14 protein-coding genes are annotated in these 12715 nt (G+C 69.6%); 6 read left to right on the top strand and 8 right to left on the bottom strand.

Annotated features, from left to right (window positions below; all coding sequences use genetic code 11):
* Positions 1-425: 425 nt before the first annotated feature.
* Positions 426-800, bottom strand: a complete 375-nt coding sequence (locus tag AB0I38_RS10415) for a hypothetical protein (RefSeq protein WP_358465207.1) — start codon at positions 798-800, stop codon at positions 426-428.
* A gap of 350 nt (positions 801-1150) precedes the next feature.
* Positions 1151-1522 carry a hypothetical protein gene (locus AB0I38_RS10410; RefSeq protein ID WP_358465204.1) on the bottom strand — a complete coding sequence of 124 codons (372 nt, stop codon included), beginning with the start codon at positions 1520-1522 and terminating at the stop codon, positions 1151-1153.
* A 51-nt stretch (positions 1523-1573) separates the two neighbouring features.
* On the opposite strand from AB0I38_RS10410, the gene AB0I38_RS10405 reads away from it, so the two are divergent.
* Both AB0I38_RS10405 and AB0I38_RS10400 read left to right on the top strand, forming a co-directional pair.
* Positions 1574-1723 carry an acyl-CoA dehydrogenase family protein gene (locus tag AB0I38_RS10405; RefSeq protein ID WP_358465201.1) on the top strand — a complete coding sequence of 50 codons (150 nt, stop codon included), beginning with the start codon at positions 1574-1576 and terminating at the stop codon, positions 1721-1723.
* Positions 1724-1869: 146 nt separating this feature from the next.
* Positions 1870-2529 carry an HNH endonuclease family protein gene (locus tag AB0I38_RS10400; RefSeq protein ID WP_358465198.1) on the top strand — a complete coding sequence of 220 codons (660 nt, stop codon included), beginning with the start codon at positions 1870-1872 and terminating at the stop codon, positions 2527-2529.
* A 108-nt stretch (positions 2530-2637) separates the two neighbouring features.
* Here AB0I38_RS10400 and AB0I38_RS10395 read toward each other — a convergent pair whose 3' ends face one another.
* Both AB0I38_RS10395 and AB0I38_RS10390 read right to left on the bottom strand, forming a co-directional pair.
* Entirely contained in the window at positions 2638-3783 is a 1146-nt protein-coding gene (locus AB0I38_RS10395; RefSeq protein WP_358465195.1) for an RNA polymerase sigma factor, read from the bottom strand.
* A gap of 8 nt (positions 3784-3791) precedes the next feature.
* A complete protein-coding gene (locus AB0I38_RS10390; protein ID WP_358465193.1) occupies positions 3792-4199 on the bottom strand; it encodes a YciI family protein in 408 nt (135 codons plus the stop codon).
* Positions 4200-4362: 163 nt separating this feature from the next.
* Between AB0I38_RS10390 and AB0I38_RS10385 the strand changes: the two genes are divergently transcribed.
* Positions 4363-5322 carry a TAXI family TRAP transporter solute-binding subunit gene (locus AB0I38_RS10385; RefSeq protein ID WP_358465190.1) on the top strand — a complete coding sequence of 320 codons (960 nt, stop codon included), beginning with the start codon at positions 4363-4365 and terminating at the stop codon, positions 5320-5322.
* A 121-nt stretch (positions 5323-5443) separates the two neighbouring features.
* On the opposite strand, the gene AB0I38_RS10380 is transcribed toward AB0I38_RS10385, so the two are convergent.
* Positions 5444-6955, bottom strand: a complete 1512-nt coding sequence (locus AB0I38_RS10380; RefSeq protein ID WP_358465187.1) for a sensor histidine kinase — start codon at positions 6953-6955, stop codon at positions 5444-5446.
* A gap of 12 nt (positions 6956-6967) precedes the next feature.
* Positions 6968-7642, bottom strand: coding sequence for a response regulator transcription factor (locus AB0I38_RS10375; RefSeq protein ID WP_358465184.1), 675 nt, complete (start codon positions 7640-7642; stop codon positions 6968-6970).
* Between the two features lie 173 nt (positions 7643-7815).
* Here AB0I38_RS10375 and AB0I38_RS10370 point away from each other — a divergent pair, with 173 nt between their 5' ends.
* Positions 7816-8841 (top strand): tripartite tricarboxylate transporter substrate-binding protein, encoded by a 1026-nt coding sequence (locus AB0I38_RS10370; protein WP_358465181.1) that lies wholly within the window; start codon positions 7816-7818, stop codon positions 8839-8841.
* Between the two features lie 37 nt (positions 8842-8878).
* Here AB0I38_RS10370 and AB0I38_RS10365 read toward each other — a convergent pair whose 3' ends face one another.
* Both AB0I38_RS10365 and tnpA read right to left on the bottom strand, forming a co-directional pair.
* A complete protein-coding gene (locus AB0I38_RS10365) occupies positions 8879-10063 on the bottom strand; it encodes an RNA-guided endonuclease InsQ/TnpB family protein (protein WP_358465178.1) in 1185 nt (394 codons plus the stop codon).
* Positions 10056-10466, bottom strand: a complete 411-nt coding sequence (gene tnpA / locus AB0I38_RS10360) for an IS200/IS605 family transposase (RefSeq protein ID WP_436838737.1) — start codon at positions 10464-10466, stop codon at positions 10056-10058. Before tnpA ends, AB0I38_RS10365 begins: the two co-directional genes overlap by 8 nt.
* A gap of 166 nt (positions 10467-10632) precedes the next feature.
* On the opposite strand from tnpA, the gene AB0I38_RS10355 reads away from it, so the two are divergent.
* Together AB0I38_RS10355 and AB0I38_RS10350 are read left to right on the top strand one after the other, a co-directional pair.
* Positions 10633-11094, top strand: a complete 462-nt coding sequence (locus AB0I38_RS10355; protein WP_358465172.1) for a tripartite tricarboxylate transporter TctB family protein — start codon at positions 10633-10635, stop codon at positions 11092-11094.
* A gap of 20 nt (positions 11095-11114) precedes the next feature.
* On the top strand, positions 11115-12620 hold the full coding sequence (locus tag AB0I38_RS10350) for a tripartite tricarboxylate transporter permease (protein ID WP_358465169.1): 1506 nt from the start codon (positions 11115-11117) through the stop codon (positions 12618-12620).
* The last annotated feature ends 95 nt before the right edge of the window (positions 12621-12715 follow it).

Here is a 12715-nt window from a genome sequence, read left to right as displayed (position 1 = left end):
GTGCTCGAGATACTCGGCAAGTTCTTTGACCGAGACCCCACCAGCGAGCATGACGCTGGCTAGGTGTGACGAAGCTGATGAAGCCCTTCCTTGCGGGAGGTGAGGAAGCGGACGTGTTGGCGTGAGTCCTTAGCGGGGCAGGGAATCACGCCGGCCTGGACGAGGGCGGGCTTCCACACGGTCTCGCTGTAGCTCCTGGCCTTGATGAAGTGGTCGTCCGTCCAGCGGAACAGCAGGTTGTGCGTACGGAGCGCAGGGGAAGTCGCTAACTTGATCTTGCTAACGCGGATGCTAACAGCAGCCCGTATGACCTTGGACTGCGGTGGACGCCGAGCCTGATGACTCCCGGGCTGCGACCTGGACCGATGGACTTTAGTGAACGGTCCAGGACGCTCACGAGGTGGCTTGTAAACAGGAGGCCTGCCTCAGAAGGCGCGTTTGTCTTCGACGTGGATGACGGTCAGATCGTGCCCGTCCTGGTCACGCTTGCTGCGGCCGAAGAGGCCGACCGTGAGGTCGTCGTGATTCTCCAATTCACTGGGATCGACATAGGTGAGGATGTCGGAGTGGTGGCCGGTTACGGCCCAGCCGGGCGCGTCGTCCAGGCCGATGGTGTTGAAGTCTCCGGCCGGTGTGCCTGCGTGAACGGGACCGTACTCCCTCAGGAGGGAGGTCGCCTGCTGGACGAGATCCTCCGCTGGCTCCATCAAGATCACGCAGGTTCCGTGGGCGAACAGTACCCAAGATTTGGCAGGGTCCAGCAGACGACGCCAGGTCTCGATCGCGGCCGTTTCGTTCATGCGGGGCAGCGTAGCGGTCGACGACGACAAGCCCTGAAAAACGATGATTCACGCCAAGGCCGATAAGTGCTGTGCCGCCCACAGGGGCGCGCTTCGACAGCGCCTTGCGAGACGGCTTGCTCATTGTAAAAGACGCCCACACTGACTTCGGTGGCCGCGCACATCTCCGGGTTTCCGCCAAATGTCCGTGAGCGAGGTGGTGAGCTTGTTGACGAGAACGGTGACGACAACATCGGCCACTACGAGCGCACGTCGCCAGCGTCACATCACCCCTTACCTCGGCCTGGAGTGTCGGAGCCAGGGCAGTCGGTCCGTCTGAAGGCGGACGGTCGTCCTGGTCGCGGAGGAGGCTATCTCCGCATGAAAGGGACGCCGTACGCAGGCGGGCCGTTCATTCCATGAATCAGGTCGCCATCGGTGAGTTCGAGGTTGAAGGCGCTGCCTGCTTGCCGTGGATCCCAGCCGCGATCAAGCGCTATGCGTATGGTCGCCGTCACGAGCGCCGGCCGTATGGCCATCGTCCGCTCTCCCCACCACGCGTCCGGTCGTGAGCAAGGAAGCGACACCAGGAGCACGCGGCCCGACGCGTCGGCCAGTTCCACCGCGAACGTCATCGGGCCCCAACTGTTCCCCTGGCAGTACGTGGGCTTGCGGCGGACGCGCCAGCGGAATTTAGTGCCGTCGACGGTGATGAGCCGCGAGCCCTTCTTCGGGATCGCCATGAAGCAACCTCCTGCCCTGTTCCGTGGGAAGGCCGAGAGCAACGAGAAACGATGAGAGCCGATCGCAACCGTAACCCCTGCTCAAGCTCCTGGTCGAGAGGTTTCCTCAGGCGGGCGGGCAGGGCGTCGGAGATCACCCAGATCTACGAGGGCACCGACCAGATCCAGCGGATGGTGATGGCGCGGCAGCTCCTCGAATAGGCGGTTGACGTGACGAAACCTGGTGGGTGATCGTTCACGCCGCCGGGTTCCGTGTCCGAGGGCGAGCGCTGCTGCCACCGCCTAAGGCTTTCGCAACCTGGAGGTCGCCGTCGTGAACGGGGATGCCGCTGGGTATAGGCGAAACCATGATCTTCCTGAGGCGGGCAGCCCACGTCGCCGTACTCACTCTCGTGGCCCTCCCGATCAGCGCCGTCTTCACCACCTCGCAGGCGGCGGCCGAACCGCGCAAGCGATCACAGGCCCAGGCCGCAGCCCTCGCCCGGCTCAGGCTGGCCCAGCTCAAGGTCGCCAGGCCCTTATCGATCCGCGGCTACAGCCGCAAGCGGTTCCAGCCTCGATGGGCGCAGTACAAGGGCGCGTGCGACGTTCGCGAAGCGGTCTTGGTCCGCGACGGGCGGCGGGTACGCCGCAACGCCGCCTGCCACCCGGTCAAGGGCCTCTGGTACAGCCCGTACGACGGCAAGTGGCTGAGGAGCGAGAAGCACGTGGACGTCGACCACGTGGTGCCGCTCGCCTACGCCTGGCGCTCGGGGGCCAAGCGATGGAGCCAGGCCAAGCGGCGCGCCTTCGCCAACGACCTGACCCGCCCCGAACTCCTCACCGTCAGCCACTCCGCCAACATCGCCAAGGGCGGCCAGGGCCCGCAGAGCTGGCGCCCGCAACGCCGCGCCCACTGGTGCCGGTACGCGACCTCATGGATCAGCGTGAAACACCACTACCGGCTCTTCGTGACCCGCAAGGAGAAGGTGGCCTTGCTCAACATGCTTCGGACCTGCCGAAGCTAGCGTTCCCGACCATCCTCCGTGGAACGTACCAACCGTTCCCGTCAGGCCCCGCCACGGCGGGCCGTTCACGTTGCGGGACGGACAGCGCCTGCCGCACCGTGTCGCGCGTCAGCGAGACCGGCGGGCGTTGAGCCGGGCTGCCTGGCGCGTCAGGTGGTCGCGCTCGGCGAGGTTGGGTGCCTTTCGGGCCGCCTCGGCGTACAGCCGTGCCGCCGTCGCCAGGTCGCCGTCCCGCTCGTGGAGGTAGGCCGCCACCGCGGTGTGGCGAGGCAGGGAGGTGTCCAGCGCCGCGAGCGCCGCCAGGCCGGCGCGCGGGCCGTCCGCCTCGCCGACGGCCACCGCGCGGTTGAGCCGGACGACCGGGCTGTCGGTCACGCGCGCGAGCTCGTCGTACCACTCGACGATCTGCACCCAGTCGGTCTCCTCGGCGGTGGGCGCGTCAGCGTGGAGTGCCGCGATGGCGGCCTGGGCCTGGAACTCGCCCAGCCGGTCGCGGGCGAGGGCCGCCTGCAGGATCCCGACGCCCTCGGCGATCGACTTGGTGTCCCACCGGGCGCGGTCCTGCTCGGCGAGCGGCACGAGGCTGCCGTCGGGGGCGGTCCGGGCGGCGCGCCGGGCGTGGTGGAGCAGCATGAGGGCGAGCAGTCCCGCCACCTCGGGATGGTCGATCGCGGTCGCGAGCCGCCGGGTGAGCCGGATGGCCTCGGCGGCGAGGTCGACGTCGCCGGAGTAGCCCTCGTTGAAGACCAGGTAGAGGACGCGCAGCACGGTGGCGACGTCGCCGGGCTGGTCGAACCGCACGCCGGAGACGAGGCGCTTGGCCCGGCTGATGCGCTGCGCCATGGTCGCCTCGGGCACCAGGTAGGCCTGGGCGATCTGGCGGGTGGTCAGCCCGCCGACGGCGCGCAGCGTGAGCGCGACCGCGGACGACGGCGTCAGCGACGGGTGGGCGCACAGGAAGTAGAGCTGGAGCGTGTCGTCCACCCCGGGCGCGGGCCCGGGCGACGGCTCCTCGTCGACGAGGTCCTCCCGCCGGCGGCGCGCGGCGTCCGCCCGCGTCGCGTCGAGGAACCGGCGCCAGGCAACGGTGACCAGCCAGCCCTTCGGGTCCTGCGGCAGGTCGGCCGGCCAGACGCGGATCGCCTCGATCAGCGCGTCCTGCAGGGCGTCCTCGGCCGCCGCGAAGTCGGCTCCGCGGCGGACGAGGATCGCGAGCACGCTCGGCGTGAGGCTCCTGAGTAGGATCTCGTTCACCCGAGAGGTCACTCCGTGATGGTGGGCGGCGCGGCCAGGAACGGGCGCACCTCGAGCCACTCGTGGATCGGCTTCCCGCCCGCCCCAGGGGCCGCCGACAGGTCCCCGGCCAGCTCGACGGCTCGCTCGTAGCTGTCGACGTCGATCACCATCCAGCCGGCGATGAGGTCCTTGGTCTCGGCGAATGGGCCGTCGGTGACCGGCGGGCGACCCTCGCCGTCGTACCGGACGAACATCCCCTCAGGGGCGACCGCCTGACCGTCGACGAACTCGCCGGTCTCCTCCAGCCGGGTCGCCCAGTCGTTCATGTACTGAATGTGGGCCGAGATCTCCTCCGGCGTCCACTTGTCCATGGGCACGTCGTTGACCGGTGCCGGGCCGCCGCGGTAGTGCTTCAGCAGCAAATACTTGGCCATCGTGGTTCTCCTCGGTGCTGGTGCGACCCATTGTGGTCGCGTTCATTGCGGGGACGGAGCCAGTCACGGATTCTCGACATCGCCGCGGCGACCAACCAACTGAAAGTCTTCCCGCGTGGTCAGCCGAACAGAAGACTGGGGCTGACGTACGTATCATCTCGGCATGGTGCTGAACCTGGGGCTACGGCTCAGCCGACGGGCGATGCTCCTGGCCGCCGGAGGGCTGCTCGCCGGTTGCTCCCAGCCGCCCGAGGTCGGCAAGGTCCACCTGCGGCTGGCCACCGGGCCGGCGGGAGCGGTGTACCGGCGCATCGGCGGTGCGCTGGCCCAGCACATCTCTGAGCAGGTGCCGGGCGCCGCGGTGATCACCGTGCCGAGCGGGGCGTCCACTGACAACATTCGGATGCTGCGGGCCGGCGAGGTGCACCTTGGGCTGACCAGCCTGGACGCGCTGATCACGACCGACGGCAGCGCGCCCGAGGGGCTCTCGGCGATATGCCGGCTCTACGACAGTCACCTGCATCTCGTGGTCATGGCCGGCTCAGCGATCGACGAGTTCCGGGACCTCAAGGGCAAACGCATATCTCTCGGTGCCCGCGACTCGGGCACGGAGTTCACGTCGCTGCGGGTCATGGAACTCGGCATGCTGAAGGCCGACGGTCGGTACCTCAGCCAGGCCGAATCGGCGGCGGCACTGCGCGACGGCGAGATCGACGCGATGTTCTCCCTGACCGGCGTTCCGACACCGGCCATCACGGAGCTGGCGCGGCGGCGACCGATCCGGCTGATCCCGTTGGACGCGCAGGCGGACGCGCTCTTCACGGCGTTCCCCGGTCCCTACGCTCCGGCCATGATCCCTGCGACCGCCTACGCCGACGTCCCGGCCACCCGTACCGTCGCTGTGCCGAACGTGCTGCTCGGGCGCAACGACCTGCCCGATGACCTGGTCTACGCCATCACCGACACGATCTTCACGCACACCCGTGCGATCATCTCCGCCGGCCGTGACGACGCCGAGGACGTTCCCGAAGCGTGGCAGATCAATGTGCGTACCGGGATCTCCACCGCGTCGGTGCCGCTCCACCCAGGCGCGGCCGCCTGGTTCCGCGACCGCAAGCGCTGACCCGGGACAGCGGCACCGACGCGGTGGTGGCGGCCGAGCGCCGTCGCCCCGCCGTCGCGCGGAGCGGCGGCCCGGTGACGGAGTTCGAGACGGCGGCGGGCCGGTGACGGGGCCGGGAGCCTCAGGTCGGCAACGGAGCCGGGCCGTCGGATGACGACGACGTCCGTGGAACGACCGGCAACGCGACCACCGCGGCGAATCCGCGTCCGGACCCGTCCGGACGCGGCAGGCCCTCCTCCAGCCGCAGCACGCCCCCGGCCGCCCCGACCAGGTCGGCGCAGATCGCCAGGCCCAGGCCGGTCCCCGGCACGTTCTGGTGCCGCGGCGACCGCCAGAACCGCTGGAGCGCCTGGGCCCGTTCGGACGCGTCGAGCCCCTGGCCGTCGTCACGGACCGCGATCGTGACCACGCCTCCGGGCGCCGCGCCGGCGCCGGGTCCGGTGCCCGCTCCGCCAAGGGGGCCGTGTTCGGCACCCACCCTGTCGGGGGCGACCCGGGCGGTCACCTCCACCACCCGCGCGTCCGACAGCCGTAACGCGTTGCTGATCAGCTCGTCCAGGATGCTGCCCAGCCCGCCCGACGGCTCCAGCAACCGCAGTCCCGGCGGCACGTCGACCGCCAGGGTCTGTCCCGCCGTCGCCGTCAACGCCCGCCACCGGTCCACCCGGGTCGCCAGCACCGCGTCGAGATCCACCGGCGACGCCGTCCGGATGCTCTCCATCCGCGCGCTGGCCTGCAGTGAGTTCAGCAGCCGCTGCATCGCCTTCAGCTCGTCGACGGCGACGTCGTACACCTGCCGCCCGTCGCCGGTCGCGCGCAGATATGGTTCCAGACTCTCGACGGCGAGCCGGAGGCTGGTCAGCGGGTTGCGCAACTGGTGCGACGCGTCGGACACGAACGCCCGCTGCCGCTGCACGGCGTTCTCGACCGCGTCCATCATGGTGTTGAACGACTCCGCCAGCCGCCGCAGCTCCACCGGGCCGGCTTCGGCGTCCGCCCGGATCGTGAGGTCGCCCTGTGAGATCCGCGAGCTCGCCGCGTCCAGCTCGCGCACCGGCCGCAGCACCCACGCCGACACCGGCCAGGCGACGGTCACCAGCGCGATCAACGGCAGCAGCCCGAGCCCGGCGAGCTGAGCCCATCGCACGAGGATGCGATGGCGCGTCTTCGACAGGTCGGAGATCGTCACGACGGTGCCGACGACCTCGCTGTCGCGGCCGACCGGCTCCGCGACCACGAGCTTGGAGTCGTCCCACGGCGCCCATTCCCCGGACGGTTCGGACCTCGCCCCGGCCAGCGCCGCGGTCACGATCCGGGGCAGCGCCGGCTCGGCCCGAGCCGCCTCCTGGTACGCGCCGGTCGGCCCGAGCAGCACCGTGCCCGACGTGTTGATGACCGCGACCGGGATGCCGTAGAGCTCGTGGTAGTGCACCAGCTCCTGGTGGAGCGCCTCGGTCCGCCCGGTCGACAGCGCGGACTCGGCCAGCGACGCGAACCGGCCGATGTCGTTGAGCCGGTCGACGTACGTCTCCTGCATCTCCCGCTCGGCCACGGTGACGCTGAGCGGCACCCCGAGCGCCGCGACGAGCAGCACCGCGAGGGGCACCAGGACGACGAGCAGCCGACGATGCACCGCGTCAGCCGATCAGCCCCGGCCATCGGCCAGGAGGCGATAGCCGACTCCGTGGATCGTGCCGATGAGCACGGTCGGCACCAGCTTGTGCCGTAACGCCGCGATGTGGGTGTCCAGGGTGCGACTCGAGGACTCCCAGGTCGCGCCCCAGATCTGGTCGAGGATGACGTCGCGGCTCACCACGTTCGGCGCCCGCCGGGCCAGCAGCAGGAGCAGCTCGAACTCCTTGGGGGTCAGCGCCACGGGTGTGCCGTCGACCGTGACCTCGCGGGTGCCGACGCAGATGCGCATCGGGCCGAGGACGAGCGGCTCGTCCGGGGTGCTCAGAGCACGAGCCGCCCGGGTGCGCCGCAGGACGGCGTCGATCCGGGCCAGCAGCTCCGGGATGCCGAACGGCTTCACGATGTAGTCGTCGGCGCCGGCGCGCAGGCCACGGACGCGTTCGTGCTCCTCCGATCGTGCTGTCACGGCGATCACGGCGGTCTCCGGGCGGTCACGCAGCTTGCGGATCACGTCGAGTCCGTCGCCGTCGGGCAGAACCAGGTCGACGAGGACCACATCGGATGGGGCGGCACGCACGGCCTCCGCGGCGGTGGCGATGCGGTGGACCTCGAAGCCCGCCTGGGCCAGGACGGTCACCAGACCGCGTGCCACGCGGTCGTCATCCTCAATGATGGTGATCCGCATACCGGATTGTACGACCCGGCTCCACGCTCGCGTTAGCCCTTCAGTTCTTGGGATTTCTCTGACATCTGCCGCATTCCTTGGGATTTCTCTGACACCATCCGCGTCCTCGCCAGCCCAGACTGAGGCGGCGCACTCACCGACGAACGCGAATGCGCTGATGAGGAGGTCGCGATATGAGAACGACCAGCAGGTACCAGGCCGCCGCGCGGATGATCGCCGCGATCGGTGTCCTTTCGCTCGTCGCCGCCTGTTCCGGCAACGGAGGCACCCCCGGCGGAGGTGCCACCAGCGGAGGTTATCCGGACCAGAACATCACGTTCGTCGTGCCGTTCAGCGCGGGCGGCCCGACCGACACCGTCACCCGCATGCTCGCCGAGCCGATGGCCGCCAAGCTCGGCGGCAAGATCGTCGTCCAGAACGTCGAGGGCGCCGGCGGCACGGTCGGCGCCGGCGAGGTCGCGCGGGCCGATCCCGACGGCTACACCGTGCTCATGCACCACATCGGCATGTCGACGGCGCCCGCCCTGTACCAGAACCTCGGCTACAAGCCGCTTGAGGACTTCGAGACGGTCGGGCTCGTCACCGAGGTGCCGATGACGGTCGTCGCCCGCAAGGACTTCGCGCCCGCGACGCTCAAGGACCTCGTGACCCACGTGAAGGCGAACGCCGGCAAGGTCACGCTGGCCAACGCCGGCATCGGCGCCGCGTCCCACCTGTGCGGCCTGCTGTTCCAGACCGCCGCCGGGGTCAAGCTCCAGGAGGTCCCGTACGCAGGCACCGGCCCCGCGCTGACCGACCTGGTCGGCGGCCAGGTCGACTTCATGTGCGACCAGACGACCAACACCAGCGGCCAGATCTCCGCGGGCGAGGTGAAGGCGTACGCGGTCACCACGCCGGAGCGGGTGAAGAGCCTGCCCGACGTGCCCACCACGGCCGAGGCCGGGCTGCCCCAGCTCCAGGTCAGCGTGTGGCACGGTCTCTACGTCCCGAAGGGCACGCCGCAGGAGGTCGTCCAGAAGCTGTCCGAGGCGCTGAAGGCTGCACTGGCCGACCAGAAGGTCATCGATCAGATGGCCAAGCTCGGCACCGCGCCGGTCACGGCCGAGAACGCGACCCCGCAGGCGCACCGGGCCAAGCTCGAAGAGCAACTCGGCACCTGGGCGAAGATCATCGCCGACGCCGGCGTCAAGGCCTCCTGAGGTGACTCCTCCGCTCCCTGAAGGGAGCGGCTTCTCGCTAAGCCGCTTGCGCAGCCTGACGAAGGGCAAGCCCTGCCCTGAGGATGTTGATCGCCGCGTTGACGTCGGCGTGCGCGGTATGTCCGCACGCCGTACATCGGAACTCGGCTTGGGTGAGGCGGTTGTCCTTCGCGCGGTGCCCGCAGCGCGAGCAGGTGCGGGAGGTGCCGGCGGGGTTCACCGCGATCAGCTCTCGACCGGCGCTTTCAGCCTTGTGCGACAGGATCGTCAGGAACACCCCCCAGCCCGCGTCCAGGATGCTGCGGTTCAACCCGGACTTCTGTGCGACGCCCCGGCCAGGCCACGCGATCGTGCCAGAGGCCGAGCGGGTCATGTTCGCGATCCGCAGGTCCTCGTGCACGATCACGTCGTAGTCACGGACCAGGTTCAGGGCGGTCTTGTGCGCGGCGTCCAGGCGCTGACGGCGGACCTTGCCATGCAGGGCGGCGACCCGCGCGACCGTTTTACGCCGCCGCTTGGACCCGCGCTTCTTGCGAGCCAGGTCTCGCTGGGCGGCGGCCAGCCGCTCGGCGGACGCGGCCAGGTGACGCGGATTGGCCAGATGCTCGCCGTCGCTGGTGGTGACGAGCGACGCCACGCCCATGTCGATCCCGGCCACCGCGGCGGTGGCCGGGAGCGTCTCGGCGGGCACCTCGTCGCACGACAGGATCACATACCAGCGGTTGCCTCCCCGTTTCACGCTGATCGTCTTCACCCGGCCCTTGACCGGCCGGTGCCGGTGCACGCGGACATGCCCGACGCCCTGGAGGCGGACGAACGTCACGCTCGGGTGTCCGGGCTGGGAATCCCAGCGGCAGCCGTCGCCGTCTTTCGGCCACTCGACCGTGTCGAACCAGCCCCGGCCCTTGAAACGGGGAAAGCCCGGTGCGCGCCCGGCCTTGAGGCGGGCGAAGAACGCGGCGAACGCCTTGTCAAGACGACGCAGCGTGGCCTGCTGGGAGCAGAACGACCACCGTCCCTGACCGTCGGTGTCGTCGGCGCGGATGTGCTTGAGGTCGGCCGATTGGTCGCCGTACTTGATGCTCACGCCCGCTTTGGCGTAGGCGGCGCGGCGGTGCTCCAACGCGGCGTTGTACAGGGCGCGGTGATCTTCCAGGCACGCGGTCAGCGCGACGGCCTGGCGGGTAGTGGGGCGCAACAGGAACTTGAACGACCTACGCACGGCCACCGCCCATGGCCGCCCACTCGTACCGCGTCTCAATGGAGCGCCGCACCGTCTCGGCGGACACCACGCCGACCGTGGCCACGAAGCAGGACCGCGACCACAGCGCAGGCAGCGAGGAGCGCAGATGCGCAAACTCAGCACGCAAGTGGCGGGAGATGAAGCCCTTGAACCGGCCGGCCACACACGACGGCGAATTCTTCGAATACGGCTCGTCCAACAGACGCACGCGGCCGGGCGTCACCTCCACCGCCACGATCCCCCAGCCGTGCTCACCGCCCTTGACGCGGATCAACCCCTCCAAGCGATCCTTCACCCGCCCACCAAGAACCGGGCGACGATACTTCGAGCACCACCCCCCGTGGTACCCGAGGTCATACGCCGCGCCAAGGGAGGCGCGCACCTGACGAGTCACACGATCATTACAACAGCACCATTCATCTAACGCGCGACGAACGGAGAATGCCGATGCACAGACCTGACCGGCCAGGGCATGCTCAGGCCCTGGCGGCCCTCCCGCTCCCGATTCCCCCGTCGCCTAAAGGCGACGGTCCCCTCGGGAGGACGTGATGGAGCGCCGCCGGTCCTTCCCGGACGTCCTCGCCGGGGGCGTCTTCGTGCTGATCGGTGGCGCGTTCGTGGTGGGGTCGCTCGGCTACGAGCTGGGCACCCCGCTGCGGATGGGCCCCGGCGCCTTCCCGCTGCTGGTCGGCGTGACCGTGGCCGCCCTGGGCCTGGCGATCGTCGTCAAGGGACTCATCGCCGGCGAGGTGGTCTCGTTCGGGCCGATCCCCTGGCGCGCGGTCGCCGTCATCGTGCTCGCGCTCCTGTTCTTCGGATTCACCGTACGGGGTCTCGGATTCGTGCCGACGTCGGCGGTGACCGCCCTGCTCACCACGCTGGCCAGTTCGCGCGTACGTCCGGTCACGGCCGTGGCCGTGGCCGCCGGGCTGACCGTGGCCGCCACGCTCATCTTCGTCGTCGGACTTCAGGTACGGATCCCGCTATGGGGCCCGTGGCTGGGTTTCTGATGCGACATCCGGATTGAGGCATGGAACTTCTCGACAACCTCGCGCTGGGCTTCTCCACGGCCCTCCTGGTCCAGAACGTCCTCTACTGCTTCGTGGGAGTGCTGCTCGGCACGGCGGTCGGCGTGCTGCCCGGCATCGGGCCGACGGCGACGGTGGCGATGTTGCTGCCGATCACGTTCAGCTTCGAGCCGGTGACGGCACTGATCATGCTGGCCGGCATCTACTACGGCGCGCAGTACGGCGGCTCGACGACCGCCATCCTGATCAACCTGCCCGGTGAGTCGTCGGCGGCGGTCACCGCGCTGGACGGGCACGAGATGGCCCGGCAGGGCCGGGCGGGCGCGGCGCTGGCGGTCGCCGCGATCGGTTCGTTCATCGCGGGTACGGTGGCCACCGTCGCGCTCGCCGTCGCGGCCCCACCGCTGGCCCGCGTCGCGTTACAGTTCGGCCCGGCCGAGTACTTCTCGCTGGTGCTGCTCGGCCTGATCGTGTCGATCGCGCTGGCGCGCGGCACGGCGCTCAAGGCGCTGGCCATGATCGCGCTCGGCGTCCTGCTCGGCACGGTCGGCCAGGACCTCTACACCGGCACCCCCCGGTTCGTCTTCGACCAGCGCGAGCTGTACGGGGGCATCGACTTCGTGTCGGTCGCCGTCGGCATGTTCGGCGTGGCCGAGATCCTGCGCAACCTGGAGAACGAGCAGACCCGCACGGCGATCGTCGGCAAGGTGAAGAACCTGTGGCCGACCCGCGAGGACCGGCGCCGGATGGTCGGCCCGATCCTGCGCGGCACCGGTCTCGGCGCCGCGCTCGGCGTCCTGCCCGGCGGTGGCCACGTGCTGGCCTCGTTCACCTCGTACGCCGTCGAGAAGCGGATCTCCAAGCGGCAGCAGGAGTTCGGGCACGGCGCGATCGAGGGCGTCGCCGGCCCCGAGTCGGCCAACAACGCCGCTGCCCAGACGTCGTTCATCCCGCTGCTCACCCTGGGCCTGCCCGCCCACCCCGTCATGGCGCTGATGGTCGGCGCGTTCATCGTCCACGGCATCACCCCCGGCCCGAACGTGATCACCGACGAACCGGCGCTGTTCTGGGGCCTGATCGCGTCGATGTGGATCGGCAACGTGCTGCTCGTGCTGCTGAACCTGCCGCTGATCGGCCTGTGGGTGCGCATGCTGCGCATCCCGTACCAGGTGCTGTTCCCGATGATCATCCTGTTCGCCGCGATCGGCACGTACTCGCTGGGGTTCAACGCGTTCGACGTCTACGCGATCGCGTTCTTCGGGATCCTGGGCTACATCCTGATCAAGTGCGGCTGCGAGCCGGCGCCACTGCTGCTCGGCTTCGTCCTCGGCCCCTTGCTTGAGGAGAACCTGCGGCGGGCGCTCATCATCTCCCGCGGCGACGCGTCGGTCTTCCTGACCCGGCCGATCTCCGCGGCGCTCCTGGCCCTGACCGTGGCGGCGCTCGTCGTCACCGTCCTCCCGGCGATCCGCAAGCGCCGCGAGGTCGTATTCGTGGAGGATGACTAGTACGGCAGTCGTAGATCGTGATCTCTGTGGGGCAGTGCCCGTAACGCAGAACAGCCGCCCGGTGATCTTGATGTGTGACGATCAATGACCTTCGA

It is taken from the genome of Nonomuraea cavernae (assembly GCF_040655715.1).
In the GTDB taxonomy this organism is placed as follows: domain Bacteria; phylum Actinomycetota; class Actinomycetes; order Streptosporangiales; family Streptosporangiaceae; genus Nonomuraea; species Nonomuraea cavernae_A.
Note: the sequence above shows the minus strand (reverse complement) of the source record. Positions and strands in the feature narration are given on the sequence as shown.